The organism is Flavobacterium panacis, from assembly GCF_024649945.1.
GTDB lineage: Bacteria > Bacteroidota > Bacteroidia > Flavobacteriales > Flavobacteriaceae > Flavobacterium > Flavobacterium panacis.
Genome location: NZ_JANKMS010000004.1, coordinates 403,468 through 429,383, shown reverse-complemented (window position 1 = coordinate 429,383; position 25,916 = coordinate 403,468). Strand labels below are relative to the sequence as shown.

Here is a 25,916-nt window from a genome sequence, read left to right as displayed (position 1 = left end):
GAAATTAAAATAGAAGAGAAAAACTTAGAAACTAAGCATCTTAGAAACTCAGAATCTTTCTTATTCTAGATTAAGTTCAAACAAAAATGAAACAAATAAATTTGTAAAGTAAATTAGAAGTTCTGTCAAGACTAATTTTCAAAGTAAAAAACTTAGAAACTCAGCGCCTCAGAAACTCAGAAACTAGAAAAAAAATGAAAACACTTGAATTCTTATTACTCGGAAAAAACGAAGAGATACTGGCCATTTTACTTCGCCTTGTAAATGCTTATGAAGACTGGAACGCAGTCGGATTTAGCAGTGAAAAAGAAGCTCAGGAATATTTTCAGAATCACAAAATCGACGTTGTTCTCTTGAGCTCCGGAATCGAAGATCATGTCGAAAAAGAGTTTACTTTATTTTGTTTAAAACAACAGCCAGACGTAGAAGTAATTGAACATTTTGGAGGCGGAAGCGGTTTATTAAAAACAGAAATTCTCCACAGATTACATCAAAAAGGAAAAATCTAGGTACCCAAATTTTCTCTTTTAAAAATTCATTAAAAGCTTTAAAAATAATCTATTAACGAATATTAGTTGGCAAATCAACGATATATCGTCAGGACAACTATTGCCTTTTCTGAAACAACCTTTTAAAATCAACACCTTACAAACAAGGCATTTAATTTGAATGCAAAACACTGAAAATCAAATATTAAAAATATTTAAAACCCATTTAATTAACAACAAAATCAAATTATCATGAAAAAATTAATCCTTACAGCAGTTTTAGTATTAGTAACATTTATCGGATTCGCTCAAAAACCAAGTCCAGCGCAATTAGATCCAACAAACCATACTTTAGTATTAATTGATTATGAAAGCCAAATGGCCTTTGCAGTAAGCAATATTCCAATCGACCAGCTTAGAAACAACACGGCATTAGTAGCAGGAGCTTCAAAAATCTTTAAAGTGCCAACTATTGTAACAACAGTAGCAGAAAGATCATTTAGTGGACCTGTTTTTAAAGAAATCGAAGAATTTTATCCTCAGGCAACTTCAAACTATATCGATCGTACATCTATGAACACTTGGGAAGATATTCCGGCTCATAAAGCGATTGTAGCAAAAGGTAAAAAGAAATTAGTTTTTGGAGGTTTATGGACAAGCGTTTGTATCGTTGGACCAGCATTATCAGCAATCAACGAAGGTTATGATGTTTATGTAATCACAGATGCAAGTGGCGATGTTTCTAAAGAAGCTCACGAAATGGCAGTAACTCGTATGGTTCAAGCTGGTGCACACCCAATAACTTCATTACAATATTTATTAGAATTGCAACGTGACTGGGCTCGTCAGGAAACTTACAAACCAGTAACAGATTTAGTAAAAAAATACGGCGGTGCTTACGGTGTAGGTGTTCAATACGCTCACGAAATGTTGAAACACTAAATAAATCTCTCATTCTGATAATCCCTAAAAAGGCTGTGTTAAGTCACAGCCTTTTTTTTACCCAAACCCAACTAAAAATACCACGATTATGAAACTGAATTTCAAAATTTTAGCTTTTATTCTTCTTATAACTCTTCCTATATTTTCTCAAAATAAAAAAGCCACCCTTATTGTTCATCATGCTGTAATTCACACTTTAGATAATAAAAACACTATCGTTGAAGCTATGGCTGTAGCCGATGGAAAAATCCTAAAAACTGGAAAAAACAGCGAAATCTTAAAACTAAAAGATAAAAAAACAACGGTAATTGATGCAAAGGGAAAAACAATAATTCCCGGAATATTTGACTCTCACATGCATATTATCCGCGGTGGAAGATTCTTTAATACTGAATTACGTTGGGATGGTGTTCGTTCTTTAAAAAGAGCATTAGCCATGTTGAAAGAACAAGCACAAAGAACTCCAAAAGGACAATGGGTTCGCGTTGTTGGCGGATGGAATGCCTATCAGTTTGAAGAAAAGAGACTTCCAACTTTAGCAGAAATTAATGAAGCAACGGGCGATGTTCCAGCTTTTATTCTTCACTTATACGGTCACGCTTATTTAAATAAATCAGGTTTAGCTGCATTAAAAATCGATGCCAACACGCCAAATCCAAATGCAGGATTAATTGAAAAAGACGTTAACGGAAATCCAACCGGATTATTAGTGGCAGAACCAAATGCTTTTATCCTGTACTCTACCCTTGCAAAACTTCCTGAATTGACTGAAGACGAGAAATTCAACTCGACTAAACAATTTATGACCGAAATGAATCGTCTTGGCGTAACAGCTATTATGGATGCAGGAGGTGGATTTCAAAACTTTCCAGATGATTACGGAGTAACAAATGGTTTATGTAAAGACAGCGATTTAACGATTAGAATGCCTTATTATTTATTTGCACAAAAAGCAGGAAGCGAATTAAATGATTATACCAATTGGATGAAAACAGTTGAAATTGGTGAAGGTTGCGACGACAATCATCATTCAGATAAAGTAGAATATCATGTTCAAGGTGCTGGAGAAAATTTGGTAATGAGTGCTGGAGATTTTGAAAACTTCGACAAACCAAGACCAGAATTAAGCCCAGCAATGGAAGGACAATTAAAAGAAGTTCTGTCTTTATTAGTAAAAAACAGATGGCCGTTTAGAATTCATGCTACTTACAATGAAAGCATCACAAGATTCTTAAACGTAATCGAAGACATCAACAAAGAAACACCTCTAAACGGACTTTTATGGTTTTTTGATCACGGAGAAACGGTTTCTGTAGAAAACTTAAAACGTATTAAAGCCTTAAATGGCGGATTAGCAATTCAGCACAGAATGGCGTATCAAGGAGAAAGTTTTATTAAAAGATATGGAAAAACAGCTGCTGCGAATACTGTTCCGTTAAAGAAAATCTTAGAATTAGGAATTAAAGTGGGAATGGGAACAGACGGAACTCGTGTAGCAAGTTACAATCCGTGGGTTGGTTTATATTGGTTGACAACTGGAAAAACTTTAGGCGGATTAAAATATATGAATGATGAAAATATTGTAGACAGAACTACAGCCTTAAAATTATTCACTTACGGAAGCGCGGAACTCATCAATATTGAAAAAGACCGAGGAATGCTTACTGCCAATAAACTAGCCGATTTTGCGATTCTTTCTGATGATTACTTTACAACTTCTGAAGAAAAAATCTTAAACATCGAATCAAAACTGACAGTCGTAAACGGAAAAGTAATTTACGCTGACAATGACTTTAGAACTTTTGCAAACGAAAAACCAAAAGCAATTCCAGACTGGAGTCCGGTAAATTACTTTGGAGGATATCAAAAAAATTAAATAAAATGAAAAACACATTCTTACTATTGTTGCTTTTGGGAATCTTATTTTCTGCAAATGCACAACAAAAACCAGTTTTCCAAAAGCTGCGATATGAGGATGATTTCTCTTATCTAAAAGGCGATTCTACGAAAAACTTATACGAGAAAATCAAATATATTCCATTAGGAAAAAACGATAAATTCTACGCCACAATTGGCGGTGAAGCAAGACTGCAATATACGTATACGGTTAACAACAAATGGGGAGACGAATCTGATGACGATGGTTATTTGCTTTCTCGTTATTTACTTCATGCGAATGTTCAATTAGGTGCTTTCAGAACATTTTTTGAATTGCAAAGCAGTTTAGCAAACGGAAAAACAGATCCAAGTCCTGTTGATGAAAATCAATTAGACATTCATCAAGCTTTTCTTGATATTGATTTTATCCGAAAAGAAAACGAACAATTAACACTTCGTTCTGGAAGACAAGAAATGATGTATGGTTCTCAACGCCTAGTTGCGGTAAGAGAAGGTCCAAACAGCCGACTTGCTTTTGATGCAGTAAAACTATTTTATAAAAAAGACAATTGGCAAACAGATGCTTTTTTCTCACATCCTGTAGCTAATAAACAAGGAACTTTTAATGACATTTTCAATGAAAATGCTAAATTTTGGGGAAGTTATACTGTAATTCACAAAGTGCCATTTATTCAAAACATAGACTTCTATTATTTAGGATTATGGAAAAGTAGAGCTGTTTTTGATGATGTTGTTGGAAAAGAAAACAGACAATCCATCGGGACACGAATCTGGAAAAATAAAGGAAACTGGAAATATGATTTTGAAGGTGTTTATCAATTTGGAAACATAAACCAACAGACAATCTCAGCCTGGACAATTTCCTCTTTTGCTTGTTACACTTTTGAAAACATTAAATATACTCCCGAGATTGGTTTAAAAACCGAAATTATTTCTGGTGATAAAAATTCTGGTGATGCTCATTTACAAACTTTCAATCCGTTGTACCCAAGAGGTGCTTATTTTGGATTAGTGGCTTTAATTGGTCCATCTAACTTAATTGATATTCATCCTTCCATTAATTTCAGTTTATCAGAAAAATGGACACTTGGAATTGATTATGACATTTTCTGGAGACAGACATTAAATGACGGTATATATGCCCCAAATATGCAGCTTTTATATTCTGGAAAAGATACAAACGAACGTTTTATAGGATCACAGTTACTTTCGAACTTAAATTACGAATTGAATAATCATTTCGAAATTAAATTAGAAACTGGATGGTTTAATGCAGGTTCATTCTTAAAAGAGGTTGGTTCTGGAAAAGATTATTTTTATGCAGCGTTGACAGCACAATTTAAGTTTTAAATTTGTGTAATTCAAAATCCTAAAAATGCTTAAAAAATATTCAGTTGTATTTTATCCTTCACCAGAGGTTCTTAATGCTGTAAAAAAGATGAAAGGTGATTTAAAAGTCAAAATTGATTGGTATAATAGTTGTAATTCTGATGCGCATATCACAATTTTTGAATTAAGCATCGATGAATCTCAAATAGATTTTGTAAAACAAAAACTTTTGAAAATCTGTAATACATTTATTCCTTTCCCAGTCAATTTAAATAGTTTTAATTCCTTTCCTAATGTTGGAGCTTTTTATATTGCTCCAAGTGAAAACTCCGAAAAAGAGCTGCAACTAATTATGGCAAAAATTCATAATGCTATGAAAGGTTTTAAAATAGAAAAAATTACAAAACCACATATGTCAATTGGAAGACGATTAAATCCCGAAAATCTTAAAATCGCATCAGATCTTTTTACTAAAGTTAATTTGAATTTTTTATGTGATTCTATTGTTTTAAGAGAATTTGATCCTGAAAAAAGGCAGTTTTTTATAATTGATACTTTTAAATTCGGAAGCAATCCTGAGCCTGAGTTGGTGCAGGGAAGTTTGTTTTGATTTGGTTTTGCCACAAAGGCACAAAGACCCAAAGTTTTTTTAAGTAACTTCTAAACGCATCATTTGTGATTTCTCGTTCCTCGAAATGATGAAAACATAAAAAAACTTTGCGTCTCAGCGACTTTGCGAGAAACTCCCAAAGCAAAAAAAACTTCGTGTCCTAGCGCCTTAGTGGCAAAAAATATTTTTTCGTATATTTGAATTTTACAATTCACTACAATATGAAATCTCTAGATTCCTTTTACAAAGACATAACCGAAGGCTCTACTGTTGAACCCAATTCTCTTCTTCCAAATGATATTCAGAAAGAGATTGGACACTTCAATGTTTTTGATATAAAAGAACTTTTAGAACGTCTCAAAGACAAACCGGGAATGCCTTATGACCGAAGAGCGTATTATAAAATCAGTTTGATTCGAGGCCACAATAAAGCAGAATATGCCGATAAAATAATCGAAATCGAAAAACAAGGATTGTTATTTGCAACACCAAAAATTCCGTATAACTATTTACCTCAGGATACCAACCAAGGCGGGCAGTTTTGTGTATTTACAAGCGAATTTTTATCTAAAAACAAAAGCGGAATCGATTTGGATGAACTTCCCATTTTTGCCTCAGACGGATATCCTATTTTTCAATTAACTGATGAAGAAGTAGAAGAAGTTGCTTTGATTTTCAAAAAAATACAAAAAGAAATCAACTCCGATTATATTTATAAATATGATTTAATCCGAAATTATGTAGCAGAGCTCATTCACTTTGGTCAAAAATTACAACCCATTACAGCCTTATATTCTAAGCACAATTCTGCAGCGAGAGTTTCTTCTTTATTTGCCGAATTATTAGAAAGACAATTCCCAATTGAATCCCCACATCAGCGTTTAGAATTAAGAACCGCAAAAGATTTCGCAGCACGATTATCTGTGCATGTCAATCATCTAAATAAGGTTTTAAAGGAAAACACTGGGAAAACCACCACCGAATTAATTAGCTCACGTTTAACAAACGAAGCCAAAATATTATTGAAGCAGACAGACTGGAATATTTCTGAAATTGCCTATTCCCTTGGTTTTGAAGAATTGGCACATTTCTCCAATTTTTTTAAAAAACAAACCACTTATACGCCTTTAGCATTTAGAAGTTAATTTATTTGTTTCAGGTTTCAAGTTTTTGGAATTTGGAATTTGATTTTTGCAATTTAAATTGATGTGATTTGAATTTCGCAAACATCGGTTTGATATTTACAATTCTCTAGCACTGCTTCGTTTCTAACTTTGTCTCATCAAATTAAAAGATCGAAAAAGATGAATTTATCAAACAACAAAATTTTAATAACAGGCGGTGCAAGCGGTATCGGACTTGGACTTGCGGAACGATTTATTCAGGAAAACAATACCGTAATTATTTGCGGAAGAAGAGCTTCTCTTTTAGAAGAAGTAAAGGTAAAATTCCCAACGATTATCACAAAAGTATGCGATTTATCTCTAGAAGAAGAACGCATTGCTCTTTACGAATGGACGGCAGCAAATCATCCTGACTTAGATGTTTTAGTAAACAACGCTGGAATTCAAAACTGGATGACGATAACGGATGCTGATTTTTATGAAAACATGAAAAATGAGCTTACTACTAATATCGAAGCGCCTTTACATTTAACTTCATTATTCATTCAATTACCATCACTTAAAACGGTAATGAATACCACTTCTGGATTGGCTTTTTCACCATTTGCAAAAGTACCGGTTTATTCGGCTACAAAAGCGTTTTTCCGTTCGTTTACACTTTCGCTTCGTCATTTATTAAAAGAAAAAAATATTGAAGTAATCGAAATTATCCCGCCAGCATTAAATACAGATTTAGGTGGAATCGGACTTCACGACGCACATCCGAGTGTAAGCAGTTTTATCGAATCTATTTTCGAACAATTGAAAGAAGGAAGACAAGAACTGACTTTCGGAACAAGCGAAACCAGATTACACGCAAGCGCAGAAGATTTGAGAAATCACTTTAATGCAATGCATTCGAATTAAGTTAAATGTTGAATGTGCGATGTGAAATGCAAAAAAAGATGTATCTTTTTAAAACCAAAAACATGACAAAAATTTCACATCCACATTTCCCATTTCACACCTAACATTTCACGTTTTAAAAATTAACAATTAACCATTCACAATTAACCATTCACAATTAACAATTAAAAAGATGGCAGTAAATACAAAAATAGCTCTAGTTACAGGTGGTAGCAGAGGTTTAGGAAAAAATATGGCAATTGCAATTGCAAAAAAAGGATTGGATGTAATTATCACTTATAACAGTAAAAAAGATGAAGCTGACGCTGTAGTTTCAGAAATTGAGAGTTTCGGTCAAAAAGCTGCCGCATTACAATTAAATGTGGCCGAATCGGGAACTTTTGATTCTTTCTATGAAAGTGTAAAAACGGTTCTGAAAGATACTTTTAAAACAGACAAATTTGACTTTTTAGTAAACAACGCAGGAATTGGAATTCACAATTCTTTTATTGGAACAACAGAAGCAGAATTTGATCAATTAACTAATATTCAATTCAAAGGGCCATTCTTCCTAACTCAAAAAGGATTAAATGTAATGAATGATGGTGGAGGAATTGTAAATATTTCGACAGGTCTTGCAAGATTCTCTTTCCCTGGTTACGCTGCTTATGCTTCTATGAAAGGTGCGATTGAAACTTTGACAAAATATCAGGCAAAAGAATTAGGTGCAAGAAAAATTAGAGTTAACGTAGTAGCTCCAGGTGCGATTGAAACTGATTTTGGAGGAGGAGTTGTTCGTGACAATGAACAAATGAATCAGCAAATTGCTTCTGTAACTGCTTTAGGAAGAGTTGGTCTTCCTGACGATATTGGAGGTGTTGTTTCCTTTTTATGTTCAGAAGATGCTCGTTGGGTAAACGCGCAGAGAATTGAAGTTTCTGGTGGAATGATGTTATAAAGTTTTTTAAATTCTAAATTAGATAATTAAACCTGACAGGTTTAAACTTAAAACTTGAAACATAAATACAAAAACAAAACCCGATAAGCATTAAAACTTATCGGGTTTGTTGCATTTCAAATAAAATTTGAATTAGTAAGCAAGTTTAATTTTTTTCAATAATTACATCGAAACCTCCGTCTTTATCGAACTGAATGTCGTAGAATTTGGAGTCTTTTGTTATTCCGACTTCATAAGTTGTTATATTTTTATAATCCACAACAAGTGCAATTTCGCGAATCGCTTTTGGTGAATAATTTTTCTTTAGATACGTTTGCGCTTTTAGCGGCAATTTATTTAAAGGAATCTGCAATTCATAAGCTTTCATATTTCCTAGATTGTCATAAATCGCTAACGCTTTTGTTTTAGCATCTACATTATATCGTGCTTCGTAACGAACTTCATCATTGTCATCTCCAACATATTCTTCTGACCAAACCGGAACTTTGCCGGGATATTCTTTTTCAAAAGCAAGTCTCACCTCTTCTGGCGGTGTTACTACTTTTTTCATATTGGTTCCTTCTTGTGCAAGTAGAAAACTGCTGCATAAAAAAGTAAAAATCAAAAACACGTTTTTCATAGTTTTATTTTTAAATTAAACTTTAAACAACGTATTAAAAGTACTACTTTTATATGAAGTATAAATTAAGAAAACATTTTTTTTTAGAACGTATTTTTAACTATATAGAATTACAATTCCAACTTCTTTAATCTATCCGTTAATTCTCTTCTATAGGTTATCCCGATTGGAATTCTTTCGTTTTTTATGACAATAAAATCTTTCTCGGTTGCGTCTATTTTATCCAAAGCCACGATGTAAGATTTATGAACACGCATAAAACTTTTTTCGGGCAGACATTTCTCAAATTCAGTTGTGGTAATAGAAGCCAGATATGTTCTTTTTGTTGTGTGAAGTTTTACGTAATTTCCAAAACTCTGTGCAAACAAAAGTTGCTCTAACTCTATTTCTATAAAATAACCATCTACTTTTACACTAACGGAATGAATGATCTCCTCTTCTACTTTCCTTGTATTTTCTGTTGCAAAAAAACGATCGATAGCCTTTAAAAACCTCGGAAAATAAATGGGTTTCAACAAATAATCAATTACACCATAATCATAACTTTCGAGAGCAAATTCAGAATATGCTGTTGTCAAAATAGTTTTAGGATGCGTTGGCAGAATTTTTAGCAATTCCATTCCTGAAATTTCAGGCATATTGATATCTAAAAACATTAAATCGACAGTATTTTCACGAAGGAAATTCATAGCTTCAATACCATTATAGCCTTGAAAAACCAATTCTAACTGCGGATTTTGTTTGATATAATTCGCCAAAACATAATGCGCTGCAGGTTCATCGTCTACTATGATACATTTTTTGGTTTCTCTCATCCTACAAACTTTTTAAGTTGTATTTCTAAATCTACAACATAGGTTTGTTTATCGTCCTGAATATCCAATTTATAATCTTTACCATAAATTAAATTCAGACGTTCAATTGTGTTTTTCAAGCCAATTTTTGTCGAAATCACATCATTTTTCTTCGGAATTGAATTCGTAACATGTAAACTCAACAATCCGTTTTCGACTTTAATATTAATTTTTACAAAGCAATTTTCAATAGCGCATGTTCCGTGTTTAAAGGCATTTTCAATAAATGCGATCAACAACATGGGTGAAATTTTATACGTGTAATCTTTATCAACTGTACTTTCAAAATTAATATCACAACGATAACCAACACGTTCTTTTTCTAACTGTACATAACTGTTAATAAACTCCAATTCATCTTCTAAGGAAACACATTGTTTACCGTTACTTTCTAACTGGTAACGCATTAATTGCGAAACTTTCATAATTAAATCTGGAGTTCTATCAGGAAACTCAAGACTGATTCCGTAAAGTGTATTAAATGTATTGAACAAAAAATGCGGATTTAACTGTCCTTTCAATGAATTCAATTGCATTTGATTGAACAATAAAGCCGCATCGGTTTGTTTTCTGTGAATACGATAAAACTTAAAGACAATTATCGGACTCAGAATGCAGACCAAAGTTCCTAAAACGCTTGCTAATTGATACGCATAGCTTCTCTGATGTGAATTTTGGTACAAATGACATTTGGTAAACATATCCAACATAGTCATTTCATAAAGCACAACAGAAAATACAAAAACTCCAAAAAGCGTCAGAATAATATAAGTTAGAGGTTTATTAGCCTTGAATAAAATGGGAAGTAAAAAGAAGCGGTTAAACTGAGCATGCATGTATAAAATGCAATAGAAAAATATACCCATTAAAATTGAAATGAATGAACTAAATAACATCCAATCATTTTTCAAGGTATAAATTGTAAATGAAAAAAGGACAACTGCAACTTCCTGCCACCATTTGTTATCCAATATGTTATCGATTTTTTTATTCATTCTTAATTTTAAAACAGACTACAAAGTACGAACAATTATTTAATTATTTTTTTTAATAAATGACCAATTCAATTCGTCATTTACTAGTGCAGTACATCACTTAACCTGACTTTTATCAGCATAAGACAAATAAATTTGTTTCATCAAAAACACCTTTATATCACCTTGAGTTTATGTATTTCAAAAAAATTACCATTTTATTTTTATTGATTTTTGCCTCAACTGGTTATGCTCAAACCCTGTCTTTAAAAGAAGCAGTAAAAACAGGTCTTGAAAACTACGGTTCTATCCGGGCAAAAAACAATTACACCAATGCATCAAAAGAGACTCTAAAACAATCTCGTCGTGATTATCTGCCGAACTTAAATCTTTCGGCTCAACAAGATTACGGAACTGTAAACGGACAAAACGGACCGCTTTACGGATTTGGAGGTTTAGGAGTTGCTTCATCAGGTTTACCTCTTCCTGAACAAAACTGGAATTCAGCGTTTGGTGCGCTTTATTTAGTCAACATGAACTGGGACTTTTTCACTTTCGGAAAAACACAGGAAAAAATCAATTTGTCTAAAATTGATGTTCAGGCTAAAGAAAAAGATTTGCAACAGGAGAAATTCCAACAGGAAATCAAAATTTCGGCTGCTTATTTAAATCTGTTGGCAAGCCAAAGATTACTGATTTCACAACAAAAAAATCTTGCTCGTGCAGAAGTTTTCAAAAAGACCGCTGCAGCGAGAGTTAAAAACGGTTTATTAGCAGGAGTCGATTCTACTTTGGCAACTGCAGAAGTTTCTAAAGCAAAAATCGCTTTAAACCTAGCTAAGAACTTCGTTAAAGAACAAAACAACAAATTAGTCGATTTAATGGGCGTTGCACCTCAAGATTTCGTTACAGATACTTTATTTGTAACACAGATTCCGAAAGAGTTAGTAACGAAAGAAACTGCTACAGACAGTCTTCACCCTTTATTACAATTCTATAAAACGAAAATCGATTACAGCAACCAGCAGGTTAAACTGTACAAAAGATTTTATTATCCAACCATGAGTGCTTTTGGAGTTTTGCAAACCAGAGCTTCAGGATTTGATAATACGTATGCGTCAGATCAAACAGCTTTTAGTAGAAATTATTGGGATGGCGTAAATCCAGATCGTACCAATTACTTAATTGGAGTTGGAATTACGTGGAATTTAACCACTCCATTCCGTTCAAGCAAACAAGTTAGTGCTCAGAAATTTGTTTCTCAGGCCATGCAGGAAGAATACAACCAAGCGGACAGAGAATTAAAATCACAGTTGAATTTTGCTGAAGATAAAATCAGAATTACGCTTGAAAACTTTGCAGAAGCACCAATTCAGGTCGATGCGGCAAAAAGAGCTTATGTTCAAAAATCGACTTTATACAAAAACGGTTTAACTGATTTGACAGATTTAACACAAACGATGTATGTTTTAAATCGTGCTGAAATCGATCGAGATATTGTCAATAATAATGTGTGGCAGTCGTACTTATTGAAAGTCGCTGCAACAGGAAATTTTGACTTATTTATAAATGAATTTTAATTATAAATCCTAATGAATTTAATACGTTTTGCACTCCGCAAACCCATTTCCATTTTAGTATTGGTTGCGGGTCTATTTTTCTTCGGAATTGGTGCCATCAAAGACATTAAGGTAGATATTTTACCAAAAATGAATTTGCCGGTTATCTATATCGCGCACCCGTTTGGAGGTTATACGCCAGACCAGATGGAAGCTTATTTTGCCAAAAACTACGTCAACGTTTTACCTTTCTCGAACGGTATCAAATCGGTAGAAACTAAAAATATTCAGGGGTTAATGATTATGAAATTAACCTATTACGAAGGAACCAATATGGCTCAGGCTGCTGCCGAGTTAAGTGCGCTTTCGAACAGAATCCAGGCGGCTTTTCCTCCAGGAACACAGCCACCGTTTATCATTCGTTTTGATGCTTCTTCTCTTCCAATCGGACAATTGGTTTTGAGCAGTAAAGTAAGATCAAACAACGAATTACAGGATTTAGCCAACGTTTATGTTCGTGCTTCGTTTACCGCAATTCCTGGTTTATTATCTCCAGCACCTTTTGGAGGAAGTCCAAGAACAATTGAGGTAAACGTTGATCCGGATTTATTGCGTTCGCATAATATGACGCCAGACCAAATCGTAGATGCGATTCGTTTGAACAACCAAACGGCTCCATCTGGAAACGTGCGTATGGGCGACAAAAACTATATTACGCCAACCAATAATACCATTAAAGAAGTTAAAGATTTTGAGCAGATTCCGTTATTCAAAGGCGGCGTTCAAAACTTAAAATTAGGTGATGTTGCTTCTGTAAAAGATGGTGCCGACATTACTGCAGGTTATGCTTTAGTAAACGGAAAACGTTCGGTTTACATTAGTATCGCAAAAGCGGGAGACGCTTCGACTTGGGATGTAGTTCAGAAATTGAAAAAAGAATTACCAAAAATTCAAAGTACACTTCCTGAAGACGTAAACATTACATACGAATTTGACCAATCGGTTTATGTAATAAACTCGGTTAAAAGTTTGATTACTGAAGGTATTATTGGTGCGGTTTTAACGGGATTAATGGTATTATTATTCTTAGGTGACCGCCGTGCGGCGTTAATCGTAATTATGACGATTCCTATTTCGATTATTTCTGGGGTTTTATTCCTGAAATTATTCGGACAAACGATCAACTTGATGTCATTATCAGGATTAGCTCTTGCGATTGGTATTTTGGTGGACGAAAGTACCGTAACCATCGAAAATATTCACCAGCATCTCGACATGGGAAAACCAAAAGCACTCGCCATTTGGGATGCCTGTCAGGAAATCGCTTTGCCTAAATTATTGATCTTACTTTGTATTCTAGCCGTATTTGCACCAGCATTTACCATGGTTGGTATTCCGGGAGCATTGTTCTTGCCTTTGGCTTTAGCAATTGGTTTCTCAATGGTTATTTCGTTCTTATTATCACAGACTTTTGTTCCTGTAATGGCCAATTGGATGATGAAAGGACACGAAAAACATGCACACGAACCAAACATAACAGACGATGAAGCAGAATTTAACGCTTGTGGATTAACGCCAGAATCGGAACAAAATTTAATTGGTCAGAAAAAAGATTTAGTTGAAAGAGAAGATTTCAACAATGACGGAAAAGTTTCTGGTTTCGAAAAATTCAGAAATCGTTTCATGCGAACTTTAGATCGTTTGTTTGTTCATAAAAAAATAACAACAGTCACTTATTTGGTTGGTGCAACACTTTTGGCTGTTGTCTTCCTTACTTTCATCGGAAAAGATGTTTTCCCAAGAACCAATTCAAGTCAGTTTCAGCTGAGAATGCGTGCTGTTGACGGAACGCGTTTGGAAAGAACTGAAGAACAAGCAAGAATTGTTCTGAAAGAATTAGAAAAAATGGTTGGAAAAGAGCATATCGGAATTACATCTGTTTATGTGGGGCAACACCCTTCTCTATTCTCGATCAACCCGATTTATTTGTTCATGGCAGGTTCTCACGAAGCGGTTTTCCAAGTAAGTTTGAAAGACTATGAGGCAGACATGGATGACTTTAAAGATGAATTTAGAGCAAGATTGAAGAAAGTATTGCCTGACACTAAACTTTCTTTCGAGCCAATCGAATTGACAGATAAAGTTTTAAGTCAAGGTTCTCCTACTCCAATTGAGATTCGAGTTGCCGGAAAAGACAAAAAGAAAAACGAATTATACGCTACTCAAATTGTAGACAAATTAAAAGCAATTTCGTATTTCAGAGACGTACAAATTGGTCAGCCAATTCATTATCCAGCAATGAATATTGATATTGACAGAACGCGTGCGGCTGAATTAGGAGTTGACATGAATGATATTTCTCGTTCGTTGGTAGCTTCTACCTCATCTTCTCGTTATACAGAAAAAAATAACTGGGTTGATGAAAGAGCAGGATTATCGTATTCTGTTCAGGTTCAAGTGCCTTTAAATAAAATGAAAAGCAAGACAGATATTGGCGAAATCCCAGTATTAAAGAATTCGCTTCGTCCTGTTTTAAGTGACGTTGCTAAAATTACACCAGGCTTTGTAAGTGGTGAAAATGACAATTTAGGGGCCATGCCATACATTACCGTTACGGCCAACATCTACCAAACCGATTTAGGTACGGCATCAAAAGATGTGAGCAAAACAATTAGTTCATTGGGCGAATTACCTCGTGGTTTGTTTATCACGCCAATCGGATTAAGTACTGTATTGACTGAAACATTAAGCAGTTTACAAACGGGGTTATTGGTTGCCGTATTCGTAATCTTCTTAATGTTGGCCGCTAATTTCCAATCGTTCAAGGTTTCGTTGGTAATCTTAACAACGGTTCCTGCGGTAGTTTTAGGATCATTATTAATGTTAACATTAACTGGTTCTACATTGAACTTACAATCATATATGGGAATCATCATGTCGGTTGGGGTTTCTATTGCCAACGCCGTACTTTTGGTGACCAATGCCGAGCAATTACGTAAAATAAATGGAAATGCCTTAGAATCGGCTCGTGAAGCAGCTGCGTTGCGTCTTCGTCCAATTATCATGACTTCGGTTGCGATGATTATGGGTATGTTGCCAATGGCAATCGGACATGGCGAAGGAGGCGATCAGGTTTCTCCGTTAGGAAGAGCGGTTATCGGTGGATTATTATTTTCTACTTTTGCCGTATTATTGATCTTGCCGCAAATATTTGCATGGGCACAAGAAAAAACATCGACACAATCTGTTTCTTTAGATCCTGAAGACGAAGAAAGCATCCATTATATCTCATCGATTAGTAAGTCGAAAGTTGGAAAGTCATAAAGTCATAAAGTTGGAAAGTCGAAAGTCGAAAGTCATAATTCGTTGAGTATAATTATTTTTTAACACATAGAAACATAGATTTTAGTTTTAAATAAAAAAAGGTAAAAGAAAAAACTAGTTTTCACACATAGCTATGTGCATTGATACAAGTGAAACGCCTTTATTCATAAAGAAGAGCTATGATTCTATGTGTTAATTAAATTTTATTCACTTTCAAAAGCTTAAAACATATTCATTATATAAAACCAAAAAATGAAAAGTAACATTATAAAATCATCTGCATTATTATTTACAGCATTAGTTGTATTAAGCGGTTGCGAAAAGAAAAAAGAAGAAACTGCGAAACCAGAAATCGAACCTAAAGTTGAAACTTTTCTTTTATCGAAAGAAAAACTAACAACAGAATTGCGTTTACCAGCTGAATTAACCGGTTTCCAACAAGTTGATTTGTACGCAAAAGTGAGCAGTTTCGTAAAAACTTTAAAAGTTGATATTGGTTCTAAAGTAAAAAAAGGACAACTTTTAATTGTTTTAGAAGCCCCTGAAATCAGTTCACAAGTTGCGGCGGCTGAATCTCGTTTGAAATCTATGGAAGCGATTTACGCAACCAGCAAAAGCACGTACAACCGTTTGTACGAAACAAGCAAAGTAGAAGGAACAATTTCTAAAAACGATTTAGAAATGGCAAACGGAAAGAAAAATTCTGATTACGCACAATACCAAGCTGCAATTGCGGCTCATAAAGAAATCTCGATTATGAGAGGATATTTAGAAATCCGTGCTCCTTTTGACGGCGTTGTAGCAGCAAGAAATGTGAATTTAGGAACATTTGTTGGTCCAGCAGGAAAAGGTTCAGATTTGCCTTTACTAACGATTCAAGAGCAATCTAAATTACGTTTGGCGGTTTCTGTTCCAGAATTGTACACAGGATATTTACATGCAGGAGACGAAATGAGTTTTAATGTAAAATCGTTACCAGATACTTTCTCAGCTAAAATTACCAGAATGTCCGGAGCTTTAGATTTAAAACTTCGTTCTGAAAGAGTTGAAATGGATGTTCACAACACCAAAGGAAATTTATTGCCTGGAATGGTTGCCGAAGTTCTTTTACCGCTTAACGCGAAAGACAGCACGTATGTAGTTCCAAAATCGGCAGTAGTAAGTTCTGCAGAAGGAATTTATGTGGTAAAAGTTGTAAACCACAAAGCAACAAGAGTTGACATTAAAAAAGGAAGAGAAATCGAAGATAAAATCGAAATTTTCGGTGACTTAAACCCGCAAGATAAACTGGTAAAAATCGCCAGCGAAGAAACTAAAGAAGGCGATATCATAAACGAATAACCTGCGTTTAGTCTTCTTTTTAGTAGATTACCAATTACTGTACGCATTCTTCGGAGTGCAAATCTAAAATTTGCCTTAGGACAGTTCCTCTTTTTTGGAGGGACTGTCCTTTTTTTGTTTAGATACATCTCTTCTGGATTCACGTAAATTGATAAAATAAATATTTTTAAATTTAGCGACACTAATCATAGAAATACAAAAAATATGGAATTAAAATATATTTGGATTAAAGAATACAAAAACATAAAAAATACAGGTTTCAATTTCAATCATAGCATTGAACAAGAATTTCAATTTATTGATAACGTATTATTAATTTCTCCTAAATCTAAAAACCTTGATAATTTTTTTAAAGAAAATATTTCCAGTGTTACAGCTATAGTTGGAAAAAACGGATCAGGGAAAACAAATTTAACAGAATTTATTAACTACAACTTAGCACATGCCGGTAATCATGGCTTATCAACTTATATCAAAAGTGATGGTTTAACTATTTTAGATAATTGGATTTTTATTCAAAATGAAATTATAATAGAAAATCAACATTATCTCGAAAAAATAGGCTACAAAATACTAAAATATAATAATGCTCCTTTAGATGATAACCAAGGTGAATTACAATGGTATCAGATGGCCAAAAACAAATATATTTATTACAATCCTACTTTTGATCTTCGAGGTATTCCAGTTACCGATAATTTGACAAATATATCCACTACAATGTTGGTCTATGAGGATTACAGAAATTCAGGTAAATTATTCCCTCATGTTATGGATAAAAATTCAAAAATTAATCAATTAGATGCCTTTGTTGATATGGAAAAAACTCGAATATATGATTTCATTTGTAATTATGATACGGTTAATAAATACATTGAGTTTTTGCCCGAAAAAATTGAAATTAAAATTGATACAGTTGAAAATAACTACTTTTTAAAAAAAACATATTATAGTCGTGAAGAATTAGAAGATAGTACACATCAAAAATTAGAAACTCTCCAAAATGAATTAAATTACCAGCTAACTTATCAATTATATAATTATAATTACGAACAATATTTCGTGAGAGCGAGAGAAAACTCAGCTACAAAATATTATATGATTCCAATTCCTGAAAGAAAAACTATTTTTTTTAAGTTGCTATTTATAAATATATTTCAATTACTTTTAAATAAAAAAAAAATATTTCCAAAGAATTTTTTTTATGCTTTCTTACATGACGAATTAAAAAATGAAGAATTAAAAGATTTTGAACTTTCCAGCGATATTTTAGAGCTAAAAGAAAAAGTCATAAGTATAATTGATAGTGCAGACTGGGAAGATTTTGAAATACCTTTACCTGACAGTGATTCAAAAAAAGCAAACATCTATGAGTATTTAGGAAGTTTAGCCATATCTTTTCCAAGAAACAAAGAAGACATTAAAGACATGACTTCATTAATGGATAAACTATTAGACAATAAACGAATTTTTACTTGTGAATCTTTAAATGAATTTAGCTCGGGACAAAAGCATTTATTAACTCTCTATTCAAGGTTTTTTTGGGCAAAGAATAAAATTAAAGAATCTGAAATTTCCCGCTATGGCATAGAGGGAGAATCAATTGTTATTTTTATTGATGAAGGAGAAGTGGCCCTTCATCCTGAGTGGCAAAGAGTTTTTTTTAATAATATAGTTACTTTTTTAAATGAGCTATTTACTGATAAAAAAATTCAATTAATACTAACAACTCATAGTCCATTTGTCTTATCAGATATTCCAAAAAACAATATCCTATTTTTAGAAAAAAATGAAGATAATAATACCAGAATTTCTAAATTCGAAAGAGAAGAAACATTTGGAGCGAATATTCACGAATTACTTGCTGACAGTTTTTTCCTAAATGAAGGATTCATGGGTGAGTTTGCAAAAAGTAAAATACTTGATTTGATAAATTATTTAACTTTTAACAATCAGATCGCAGAAAAGGAAAATAATATAAAGCCAACAGGAAATTGGTCAGAACAAAGTGCTCTTGAAGTTATAAATATTATTGGAGAGCAAGTCATTAAGGATCGTCTTTTGAACTTATTTGATAAAAAATTTACATCAAAATCAAAAGAATCAATACTTGCCAGAATGGAGGAATTAAAAAAAGAACTTGAAAAATTTGACGAATGAGAAAAATTTTAATTGATAAAAAATTAGATGACAAAGTTCAAAATTTTTATAATAATCTATTTGCAAATAGGAATGTAAACTTTAGTACGCCAAAACAATCACTAAAAATTTTACATGACAAATTGGGAAAGATAAAACATAAAAAGCATAGAGAATATATAAATAAAATTATTAATGAGTATCCAGATGTAATCACTGCAACTCCTTCGAAAATAAAAAACTTAATCAAAGAATTTGATGCAATTGATAACGGAATTATACTTAACCAATTTGCTCCAAGTAAAAAAGTAAAATTCTATGAAGAAATTATAAAAGCAATGAGATATGAAGATTTAAGAGACTCTGAGTTTCATTCATATATTAAAGCTTCAGGAATAAAAACATGTGTATATTGTAATGCTCAACTAACTGTAGTTACAAATTTTTCTTTCTATGATAAAAAAGAAAAAAAGAGAAAACCTAAAGTTTTGGCAAAGTTAGAATTAGATCATTTTTATTCAAAATCAAAATATCCATTTCTATGCACTTCTTTTTATAATCTTTATCCTGTATGTGGAAATTGTAATCGCGCAAAATATAACAATGAAATAAATTTCGAATTATATACAGAAGATTTAAATGATTTGGATAAATTTAAATTTTGGATTGATGAAAAATCAATTTTAAAATATTGGTTATCTTTAAAAAATACTGATCTAAAGGTTCATTTTGAAAGTATAGATGGTAATTTTGAATTTATTAATGAGTACAATAAAATGTTTGGAATTCAAGGTATTTATGATACTCAAATAGATATTGCAGAAGAACTTGTACACAAAGCAAAAGTCTATAATGATGTTTATAAAAAAAGTCTTGTAGAAAGTTTTAAAACATTATTCCCAGATAAATCAATACTAGATAGACTTATTGTCGGAAATTATACTGATGCATCGGATATACATAAAAGACCGATGGCAAAATATTCACAAGATATTGCAAAACAATTAAACTTAATTTAGAAAAATTATGTTTTTATATAACATACAAAAAACCTCGATCCTTAAAAAATCGAGGTTTTTCCATTTTATAAACCTTACTCCTCACTCAAATAAGGATTCAAAATCTCAGCCAATTCATTGACCCAATAATAATTGTCTTCGAAGTTTGTTAGTCCAATTTGGAGGGTTTCGTGTTGTCGCATTACGGCGAGTGCTAAAATGCAGTTTACTTGTCTTAAGATTTTAGCCATATCTTCGGGAGCTACGCTATGGTTAAAAAAATCAATCAGCCTTGTTTCGGCTTCTTTGGAAAGGGTTGTACTCATGATGTCGTAGTATTAGGAATATAAAAACCCTTGTATCTAAGTGTTCCTAACGCCTACGACAGCGCTTTACGGTCGTTTCCGATACCGCACACATCATACAAGGGCAAATTTCTTTAGCCGTAAAGTCGTAATTATAGGAACGCCAAATATAGGAAAAATCTTTATTTTATATTCTTTTTCTTACAACTACTTTATATTCTTTAACAAATATACTAAATCTATATTTTGGTAAGTATTTATCGCATTTTTGTCAATTCGAGGAACATTTGACTAATCTTTAAGATATCAATATTGGATAGAAATTTTATATATTTTTGAATTAACATAATTCTCAACAACTTCAATCTAAATGATAGAAAATATTGCAATTCCAGAAATTCTAAAAAAGGAAATTGGTAATGATGAAATCTTATTTTTTGTAAAAGCAAAAAAAGAACAACCCATCAAACATTGTATCTCAGTTATGGGTTTTGGTCTTTTTTGGATGTCATTTATATCCCTGCTATTTTCTGTATTTGATAATTCTTCTTCATACACATTCATTATACTTTACTCTTTCTTCATTTTACCAGGATTACTATGCTTTATACTTGGTTTTTTCGGATTATTTAAATCTGGAGGTTATTTTATTGGAACTCAAAATAGAATGGTATGCTACAGATGGGGAAAAGTAGATTCCCATTTATGGACAAACTTTAGTTCAAAAATTATCTCTTTTGGCAGTAAAGACCACGGCAATCTGGTATTTGAATTAAAGACAGGAGTTGAGATTGTTCGTAAAAACAAAACAATATTTTCACCAACGAAAATAAATATTGGAGATATTATTTATGCATCTGAAATTGAACAATATTGCAGAGAAAGAATTATGGAAAACTCCATGAAGTAAAGCATCAATCTGTGTAGATTCTCAGTTTAATCCTCAAAAAGCTCACTAATTTAAACATAGCTATTTAAATGAAATTACTGGCAATATTACTATTTATTACTTCGCTCTCGTCTGCACAAATACAAGATTACGAATTCATTAAAAAAAATCTGTTGAATGATATTATTAGACAAGAAGCATTTAACAAAAGAGAAACTTTTGTTGTTACCAAAATTGATTCAGTTAATGTAGAACATTTACTAAAATTGATGCTTGAAAAACCATATATAACGAATTCAGATTTTCAGAATAAAGACCTTATACTCACAGGTGAAGAATTACAATATCTTTCTAAACGTCTACGGGAACAATATCAAGACGAATGGAAAGAAGAAGATTTTAGTAATCGTAAATTAATTCATAAATCGGATATCCTAGCATGTTTGGATAAAGATATGAGCAATCAAGTCATTATGATTTCAAATCCCATCTATATAAAAACTGATAATACCGCTTTTATATATCTTGCAAATTTATGTTGTTGTACAGGCTACGGAAGTTCAAGTCTTGCACTCTACTCAATGAAAGACGGAGTATGGAAAAAATCTTTCGAAATTGTTGAAGACAATTATTGATAAAAACTCTTCTGTTATATTCAGCAAATAATTCTTCCAATTTCAAAACAGCTCAACGGGTTGAAAACTTATCTATAATATGTCACTCCGCTGGAGCTTTTGGTGCGGCACGTTTTATGAATCTATAAATATTTCATTCCTCTGGAATTCTATTTTACTGATTTAAAACCATTCTGACGTTTAAGAGAAAGAATCATTTAAAATACCGTTTGGAAACCAAAAAAAATGCAAGACCAAAAAATTGATCTTGCATTTTTGCAAAGGGATAAATCTAAGAAAATATCTTTTAGGCTCTCTGACGCTCGTGTATTCCTTCTTTAATTTCTTCCACCATTTTTTTATTAAAAGCGGGCAAATCATTCGGGTTTCGGCTGGTTACTAATCCGTGGTCTACGACAACTTCTGAGTCTTGCCATTGTGCTCCGGCGTTTATCAAATCGTTTTTTACAGAGAAAAACGAAGTTACTTTTCGACCGTCTAAAACATCAGCATCGACCAGAATTTGAGGTCCGTGACAAATGGCGGCTACTGGTTTTTTACTTTCAAAAAACGAACGTACAAAATCTACTGCAGCTTCTTCTCTTCTTAATAAATCAGGATTTATAACTCCGCCTGGCAGAACCAAAGCATCGTAATCGGCTTCATTTGCCTGATCTAATACGACATCAACATTGTATTCCGTGCTCCAATTTCCGTCTTTCCAAGATTTGATTTTTCCAGATTTCAAACTAACTATATCTGCATTCCAACCTTGCTCTTCCAGATAGGCTTTAGGCGATGCTAATTCTGATTCTTCAAAACCGTTTGTGGCTAATATGGCGATGTTCTTTTTCATAATTTCTACTATTTAAAATGTGATTAATTTTGATTTACCTAAAATTAGTTATTTCAAACAGCCAAGGAAAACAGACGATGTTAAAGCTTTCTTTAATAAAAGTTAATTAATTGAATTACAGATTTTTATTAAAAATTAAACAGGAATTATGTAAGATTGGGGTAGATTGGGATTATTATTTTATAGTGGTTTACCTCATGTTTTTTGTCATTTCGACCGAAGGGAGAAATCACACTAGAAGCTCCGTAAAGTAATTCGCCAATCTTTGTCGATTCCCTAGTGTGATTTCTCGTTCCTCGAAATGACAAATTAAATCACACAATCTTGTCATTTCGACCGAAGGGAGAAATCACACTAGAAGCTCTGCAAAGTAATTCGCCAATCTTTGTCGATTAGCGAGTGTGATTTCTCCTTTCAGTCGAAATGACAAACTAGACTAAAAACATGTATATTCGTACAAAAAAAAAGAAAAAATGCTGAATCCTCAACTTGGCTATCATACTTATTACGTTTACATTCTAACAAATGAACATCGAACTTCTTTTTATATTGGAGTTACTAATAACTTAAGGAAAAGACTTGCAAAGCATAAAGAAAACATAGATTTAAATATTAGCAGTTTTGCAGCAAAATATAATATTCAGTTTTTAGTTTATTATGAAAAATTCACATGGATACAAGAAGCAATCACACGAGAAAAAGAATTGAAGAAATGGCGAAGAGATAAAAAGATTGAGTTAATAAGAGGTTTTAATGAAACTTTTGAGTTTCTTGATTTTCATTTTGAATGAGTTTTTTTCAATTCTTTGTCGATTTACGCGTGTGATTTCTCGTTCCTCGAAATGACAAACTGGACGTTTTCTCGCAATCTTGTCATTTCGACCGAAGGGAGAAATCACGCTAGAAATTCCGCACAGAAAGTCGCCGATCTTTGTCGACAAACGAGTGTGATTTCTCCCTTCGGTCGAAATGACAAACTGAATGTTTACATGTCTTTCAAAAAATAAATGTTATTTTTGTTACTCTTTTTAAAACGTCTTGTGATTAAAAGCACCCTATTTTAATCAAAAATCAAATTAATATACCATTTATGAATGTTTTACTCATTGAAGATGATAAACGCATCAGCGAATTTATTATAAAAGGTTTAGAAGAAAATAACTTTACCGTGCATCTTGCCGAAACGGGCGAAATGGCGCGCGACCTTGTTCAGGAAAACACTTGGGATATTATCTTGATGGATATTATGCTTCCGGGAATTGACGGCATTCAGCTGACAAAATTAATGCGTTTTAAAAAGATTCATACTCCAATTTTAATGCTCAGCGCTTTGAGTAATACCGATGATAAAGTTACCGCATTAGATTCTGGTGCCGATGATTATCTCGTAAAACCTTTTCATTTTAAAGAACTCATTTCGAGAGTAAATGCGCTTACGCGAAGAACGAAATTCAATTATAGCGAACCCGAAACTTTATACACCTGCGGGACTTTAACCATCAATCCGGACGAACATAAAGTCACAGAAAACAACGAACTAATCGATCTTTCGCCAAGAGAATACAAACTGCTTTTGTATTTATTAGAAAACAGAAATAAAGTGATGTCGCGAACTCAGATTTTAACTGCGGTTTGGGGAATTAATTACGACAATAACACCAATGTTGTCGATGTGTATATTTCGTATTTAAGAAACAAAATCGAACACAATCATAAGTTCATTCACACCATAAAAGGAATCGGTTACATGCTAAAAGAAGAATTATGAAAATCCGTAATCGTTTTACTTTAATTTCTTCTTTGACATTCAGCGTTGTGTTTGTCATTGCTTCGCTGATCACGTATTTTTCTTTCTACAGTTATTCTGAAAAAATCGTGTATAACGAATTGCAGAAAACCTGTTTATTGACGGGGATTTTCTACTTAGAAAAAGACGAACTTCCAGAAAACCAGCATTTAATTATCGGACAGCAATTCCGCGAAAATTCACTTGAAATTGTGACGCGTGTTTATAACGAGAAAAACCAAATTGTATATGGCGATAAAACTTTAGATCATAATATCAATAAAACCCGATTAGATTACATTAGAAAAAACAGAAAACTAAGTTTCAAGTCGAAACATCATTTTTATTTCGGAAGTTATTACCATGACAATCAAGGAGATTTTGTGGTTTTCGTCAAAAAAAATGATACCGATTTTAAAACCATGACCGATCGACTTTTGATTATCATGATTTTGGTATTAATTTCGGGATTAGTCAGTATTTATTTGGTCAGCCGAGTACTTTCTAATTTGGCTTATAGTCCGATCAAAAATATTATCAATCAGGTAAATGAGATTCAGGCTTCTTCTCTGGACAAACAAATTGTTTCTCCCAATACCAAAGACGATGTTCAGGAATTGATAGAAACGTACAACAATCTACTGAAACGACTTTCGGATACTTTTATCATTCAAAAAAACTTCATCAATTATGTTTCGCACGAGTTTAAAACGCCTTTAACCGCCATTTCTGGAAACCTTGAAGTTTTTGCCCAAAAAGACAGAACCAGTGCCGAATACAAAGAAATGTCTCAGAAAGTATTAGAAAACGTCTATCAAATCGAAGATACGATGAATACTTTGATGATGCTTTCGGGTCTTCGTGAGAATATGGAACTCAACGAAATTTTCAGGGTCGACGAATTGGTTTGGGATATTAACGATCAATTATCGGCTAGTTATCAATTGAAAGGACAAATTCAAATTGCATTAGAAGTTGCAAATGACAAATTGCTTTCGATTCACGGAAATTCTAACGAAATAAAAATCGCTTTGTTTAATATCATCGAAAATGCCGTTAAATATTCAGATGGAAATCCGATAAAAATCAGTTTATTAGAACAAAATCAGCAATTAAAAATTGTCATTGAAGATCAGGGAAAAGGTATTAGCGAGGACGATCTTCAATTCATCAAACAAACCTTTTACAGAGGTAAAAATGTAAACGATATAAAAGGAAGCGGCATTGGTTTAACTTTAGCCAATGTAATCTTCAAACAAAATAATATTGCGTTTACCATAACTTCTAAAAAAGCGGTTGGAACCACGGTAACACTGGTTTTCCCGAAACTCTAATCGTTTTCTAATCCAACTCTTACTGGTTTCTAACAGACATCAAATTAGGGCTTAATATACAGCAAATAGTTTTGCATCTTATTAAATCT

At 32.9% G+C, this 25,916-nt stretch carries 23 protein-coding genes; 18 read left to right on the top strand and 5 right to left on the bottom strand.

Annotated elements, in window-relative coordinates:
• The first annotated feature begins 194 nt into the window (after positions 1–194).
• The 8 genes from NQQ59_RS11855 (at position 195) to NQQ59_RS11820 (ending at position 8,235) form a co-directional block, all read left to right on the top strand.
• Positions 195–509 (top strand): response regulator, encoded by a 315-nt coding sequence (locus tag NQQ59_RS11855; RefSeq protein ID WP_144219431.1) that lies wholly within the window; start codon positions 195–197, stop codon positions 507–509.
• 231 nt (positions 510–740) lie between these two features.
• Entirely contained in the window at positions 741–1,430 is a 690-nt protein-coding gene (locus NQQ59_RS11850) for a hydrolase (RefSeq protein ID WP_144219430.1), read from the top strand.
• An 88-nt stretch (positions 1,431–1,518) separates the two neighbouring features.
• Positions 1,519–3,306, top strand: a complete 1,788-nt coding sequence (locus NQQ59_RS11845; protein WP_144219429.1) for an amidohydrolase — start codon at positions 1,519–1,521, stop codon at positions 3,304–3,306.
• A 5-nt stretch (positions 3,307–3,311) separates the two neighbouring features.
• Complete coding sequence (locus NQQ59_RS11840) at positions 3,312–4,679, top strand: alginate export family protein (RefSeq protein WP_144219428.1); 1,368 nt, start codon at positions 3,312–3,314, stop codon at positions 4,677–4,679.
• A 25-nt stretch (positions 4,680–4,704) separates the two neighbouring features.
• Entirely contained in the window at positions 4,705–5,268 is a 564-nt protein-coding gene (locus NQQ59_RS11835; protein WP_144219427.1) for a 2'-5' RNA ligase family protein, read from the top strand.
• 221 nt (positions 5,269–5,489) lie between these two features.
• Positions 5,490–6,413 carry a helix-turn-helix domain-containing protein gene (locus tag NQQ59_RS11830; RefSeq protein WP_144219426.1) on the top strand — a complete coding sequence of 308 codons (924 nt, stop codon included), beginning with the start codon at positions 5,490–5,492 and terminating at the stop codon, positions 6,411–6,413.
• A 159-nt stretch (positions 6,414–6,572) separates the two neighbouring features.
• Positions 6,573–7,298, top strand: coding sequence for an SDR family oxidoreductase (locus NQQ59_RS11825; RefSeq protein ID WP_144219425.1), 726 nt, complete (start codon positions 6,573–6,575; stop codon positions 7,296–7,298).
• Positions 7,299–7,470: 172 nt separating this feature from the next.
• On the top strand, positions 7,471–8,235 hold the full coding sequence (locus NQQ59_RS11820; protein ID WP_144219424.1) for an SDR family oxidoreductase: 765 nt from the start codon (positions 7,471–7,473) through the stop codon (positions 8,233–8,235).
• A 145-nt stretch (positions 8,236–8,380) separates the two neighbouring features.
• Here the strand turns inward: NQQ59_RS11820 and NQQ59_RS11815 are convergent, their stop codons facing one another.
• The 3 genes from NQQ59_RS11815 to NQQ59_RS11805 form a co-directional block, all read right to left on the bottom strand.
• Complete coding sequence (locus tag NQQ59_RS11815) at positions 8,381–8,854, bottom strand: hypothetical protein (RefSeq protein WP_144219423.1); 474 nt, start codon at positions 8,852–8,854, stop codon at positions 8,381–8,383.
• 110 nt (positions 8,855–8,964) lie between these two features.
• Complete coding sequence (locus tag NQQ59_RS11810; RefSeq protein WP_144219422.1) at positions 8,965–9,669, bottom strand: LytR/AlgR family response regulator transcription factor; 705 nt, start codon at positions 9,667–9,669, stop codon at positions 8,965–8,967.
• Positions 9,666–10,703, bottom strand: a complete 1,038-nt coding sequence (locus tag NQQ59_RS11805; protein WP_144219421.1) for a sensor histidine kinase — start codon at positions 10,701–10,703, stop codon at positions 9,666–9,668. Before NQQ59_RS11805 ends, NQQ59_RS11810 begins: the two co-directional genes overlap by 4 nt.
• A gap of 173 nt (positions 10,704–10,876) precedes the next feature.
• Between NQQ59_RS11805 and NQQ59_RS11800 the strand changes: the two genes are divergently transcribed.
• The 5 genes from NQQ59_RS11800 to NQQ59_RS11780 all read left to right on the top strand — a co-directional run bounded on the left by NQQ59_RS11800 (position 10,877) and on the right by NQQ59_RS11780 (position 20,064).
• The gene (locus NQQ59_RS11800) at positions 10,877–12,262 is read left to right on the top strand and encodes a TolC family protein (RefSeq protein ID WP_144219420.1); all 1,386 of its coding nucleotides are present in this window, start codon (positions 10,877–10,879) and stop codon (positions 12,260–12,262) included.
• A gap of 12 nt (positions 12,263–12,274) precedes the next feature.
• Positions 12,275–15,565 carry an efflux RND transporter permease subunit gene (locus tag NQQ59_RS11795; protein ID WP_144219419.1) on the top strand — a complete coding sequence of 1,097 codons (3,291 nt, stop codon included), beginning with the start codon at positions 12,275–12,277 and terminating at the stop codon, positions 15,563–15,565.
• Positions 15,566–15,817: 252 nt separating this feature from the next.
• The gene (locus NQQ59_RS11790) at positions 15,818–16,906 is read left to right on the top strand and encodes an efflux RND transporter periplasmic adaptor subunit (RefSeq protein ID WP_144219418.1); all 1,089 of its coding nucleotides are present in this window, start codon (positions 15,818–15,820) and stop codon (positions 16,904–16,906) included.
• Between the two features lie 204 nt (positions 16,907–17,110).
• On the top strand, positions 17,111–19,066 hold the full coding sequence (locus NQQ59_RS11785) for an AAA family ATPase (protein WP_257698243.1): 1,956 nt from the start codon (positions 17,111–17,113) through the stop codon (positions 19,064–19,066).
• A complete protein-coding gene (locus NQQ59_RS11780) occupies positions 19,063–20,064 on the top strand; it encodes a hypothetical protein (RefSeq protein WP_144219415.1) in 1,002 nt (333 codons plus the stop codon). Before NQQ59_RS11785 ends, NQQ59_RS11780 begins: the two co-directional genes overlap by 4 nt.
• A 74-nt stretch (positions 20,065–20,138) precedes the next feature.
• Here NQQ59_RS11780 and NQQ59_RS11775 read toward each other — a convergent pair whose 3' ends face one another.
• Positions 20,139–20,372, bottom strand: a complete 234-nt coding sequence (locus tag NQQ59_RS11775; protein ID WP_144219414.1) for a hypothetical protein — start codon at positions 20,370–20,372, stop codon at positions 20,139–20,141.
• 346 nt (positions 20,373–20,718) lie between these two features.
• Between NQQ59_RS11775 and NQQ59_RS11770 the strand changes: the two genes are divergently transcribed.
• Both NQQ59_RS11770 and NQQ59_RS11765 read left to right on the top strand, forming a co-directional pair.
• The gene (locus tag NQQ59_RS11770; protein WP_144219413.1) at positions 20,719–21,258 is read left to right on the top strand and encodes a hypothetical protein; all 540 of its coding nucleotides are present in this window, start codon (positions 20,719–20,721) and stop codon (positions 21,256–21,258) included.
• Positions 21,259–21,326: 68 nt separating this feature from the next.
• Positions 21,327–21,872, top strand: a complete 546-nt coding sequence (locus tag NQQ59_RS11765; RefSeq protein ID WP_144219412.1) for a hypothetical protein — start codon at positions 21,327–21,329, stop codon at positions 21,870–21,872.
• A 286-nt stretch (positions 21,873–22,158) separates the two neighbouring features.
• On the opposite strand, the gene NQQ59_RS11760 is transcribed toward NQQ59_RS11765, so the two are convergent.
• Complete coding sequence (locus tag NQQ59_RS11760; protein WP_144219411.1) at positions 22,159–22,707, bottom strand: type 1 glutamine amidotransferase domain-containing protein; 549 nt, start codon at positions 22,705–22,707, stop codon at positions 22,159–22,161.
• Between the two features lie 473 nt (positions 22,708–23,180).
• Here NQQ59_RS11760 and NQQ59_RS11755 point away from each other — a divergent pair, with 473 nt between their 5' ends.
• From NQQ59_RS11755 to NQQ59_RS11745, 3 genes are all read left to right on the top strand, one after another.
• A complete protein-coding gene (locus NQQ59_RS11755; RefSeq protein ID WP_144219410.1) occupies positions 23,181–23,498 on the top strand; it encodes a GIY-YIG nuclease family protein in 318 nt (105 codons plus the stop codon).
• Between the two features lie 299 nt (positions 23,499–23,797).
• Positions 23,798–24,475 (top strand): response regulator transcription factor, encoded by a 678-nt coding sequence (locus tag NQQ59_RS11750; RefSeq protein WP_144219409.1) that lies wholly within the window; start codon positions 23,798–23,800, stop codon positions 24,473–24,475.
• Complete coding sequence (locus tag NQQ59_RS11745) at positions 24,472–25,827, top strand: sensor histidine kinase (RefSeq protein WP_144219408.1); 1,356 nt, start codon at positions 24,472–24,474, stop codon at positions 25,825–25,827. The genes NQQ59_RS11750 and NQQ59_RS11745 overlap by 4 nt, the downstream gene beginning before the upstream one ends.
• Positions 25,828–25,916: the final 89 nt, after the last annotated feature.

What these genes read in the sequence shown, in the direction of transcription:
- NQQ59_RS11850 (WP_144219430.1), top strand. Translation starts at nt 741, where the DNA reads ATGAAAAAATTAATCCTTACAGCAGTTTTAGTATTAGTAACATTTATC.
- NQQ59_RS11755 (WP_144219410.1), top strand. Translation starts at nt 23,181, where the DNA reads ATGCTGAATCCTCAACTTGGCTATCATACTTATTACGTTTACATTCTA.
- NQQ59_RS11805 (WP_144219421.1), bottom strand. Translation starts at nt 10,703, where the DNA reads ATGAATAAAAAAATCGATAACATATTGGATAACAAATGGTGGCAGGAA.
- NQQ59_RS11760 (WP_144219411.1), bottom strand. Translation starts at nt 22,707, where the DNA reads ATGAAAAAGAACATCGCCATATTAGCCACAAACGGTTTTGAAGAATCA.
- NQQ59_RS11765 (WP_144219412.1), top strand. Translation starts at nt 21,327, where the DNA reads ATGAAATTACTGGCAATATTACTATTTATTACTTCGCTCTCGTCTGCA.
- NQQ59_RS11795 (WP_144219419.1), top strand. Translation starts at nt 12,275, where the DNA reads ATGAATTTAATACGTTTTGCACTCCGCAAACCCATTTCCATTTTAGTA.
- NQQ59_RS11820 (WP_144219424.1), top strand. Translation starts at nt 7,471, where the DNA reads ATGGCAGTAAATACAAAAATAGCTCTAGTTACAGGTGGTAGCAGAGGT.
- NQQ59_RS11845 (WP_144219429.1), top strand. Translation starts at nt 1,519, where the DNA reads ATGAAACTGAATTTCAAAATTTTAGCTTTTATTCTTCTTATAACTCTT.
- NQQ59_RS11750 (WP_144219409.1), top strand. Translation starts at nt 23,798, where the DNA reads ATGAATGTTTTACTCATTGAAGATGATAAACGCATCAGCGAATTTATT.
- NQQ59_RS11745 (WP_144219408.1), top strand. Translation starts at nt 24,472, where the DNA reads ATGAAAATCCGTAATCGTTTTACTTTAATTTCTTCTTTGACATTCAGC.
- NQQ59_RS11830 (WP_144219426.1), top strand. Translation starts at nt 5,490, where the DNA reads ATGAAATCTCTAGATTCCTTTTACAAAGACATAACCGAAGGCTCTACT.
- NQQ59_RS11800 (WP_144219420.1), top strand. Translation starts at nt 10,877, where the DNA reads ATGTATTTCAAAAAAATTACCATTTTATTTTTATTGATTTTTGCCTCA.
- NQQ59_RS11840 (WP_144219428.1), top strand. Translation starts at nt 3,312, where the DNA reads ATGAAAAACACATTCTTACTATTGTTGCTTTTGGGAATCTTATTTTCT.
- NQQ59_RS11815 (WP_144219423.1), bottom strand. Translation starts at nt 8,854, where the DNA reads ATGAAAAACGTGTTTTTGATTTTTACTTTTTTATGCAGCAGTTTTCTA.
- NQQ59_RS11780 (WP_144219415.1), top strand. Translation starts at nt 19,063, where the DNA reads ATGAGAAAAATTTTAATTGATAAAAAATTAGATGACAAAGTTCAAAAT.
- NQQ59_RS11770 (WP_144219413.1), top strand. Translation starts at nt 20,719, where the DNA reads ATGATAGAAAATATTGCAATTCCAGAAATTCTAAAAAAGGAAATTGGT.
- NQQ59_RS11835 (WP_144219427.1), top strand. Translation starts at nt 4,705, where the DNA reads ATGCTTAAAAAATATTCAGTTGTATTTTATCCTTCACCAGAGGTTCTT.
- NQQ59_RS11855 (WP_144219431.1), top strand. Translation starts at nt 195, where the DNA reads ATGAAAACACTTGAATTCTTATTACTCGGAAAAAACGAAGAGATACTG.
- NQQ59_RS11790 (WP_144219418.1), top strand. Translation starts at nt 15,818, where the DNA reads ATGAAAAGTAACATTATAAAATCATCTGCATTATTATTTACAGCATTA.
- NQQ59_RS11810 (WP_144219422.1), bottom strand. Translation starts at nt 9,669, where the DNA reads ATGAGAGAAACCAAAAAATGTATCATAGTAGACGATGAACCTGCAGCG.
- NQQ59_RS11825 (WP_144219425.1), top strand. Translation starts at nt 6,573, where the DNA reads ATGAATTTATCAAACAACAAAATTTTAATAACAGGCGGTGCAAGCGGT.
- NQQ59_RS11785 (WP_257698243.1), top strand. Translation starts at nt 17,111, where the DNA reads ATGGAATTAAAATATATTTGGATTAAAGAATACAAAAACATAAAAAAT.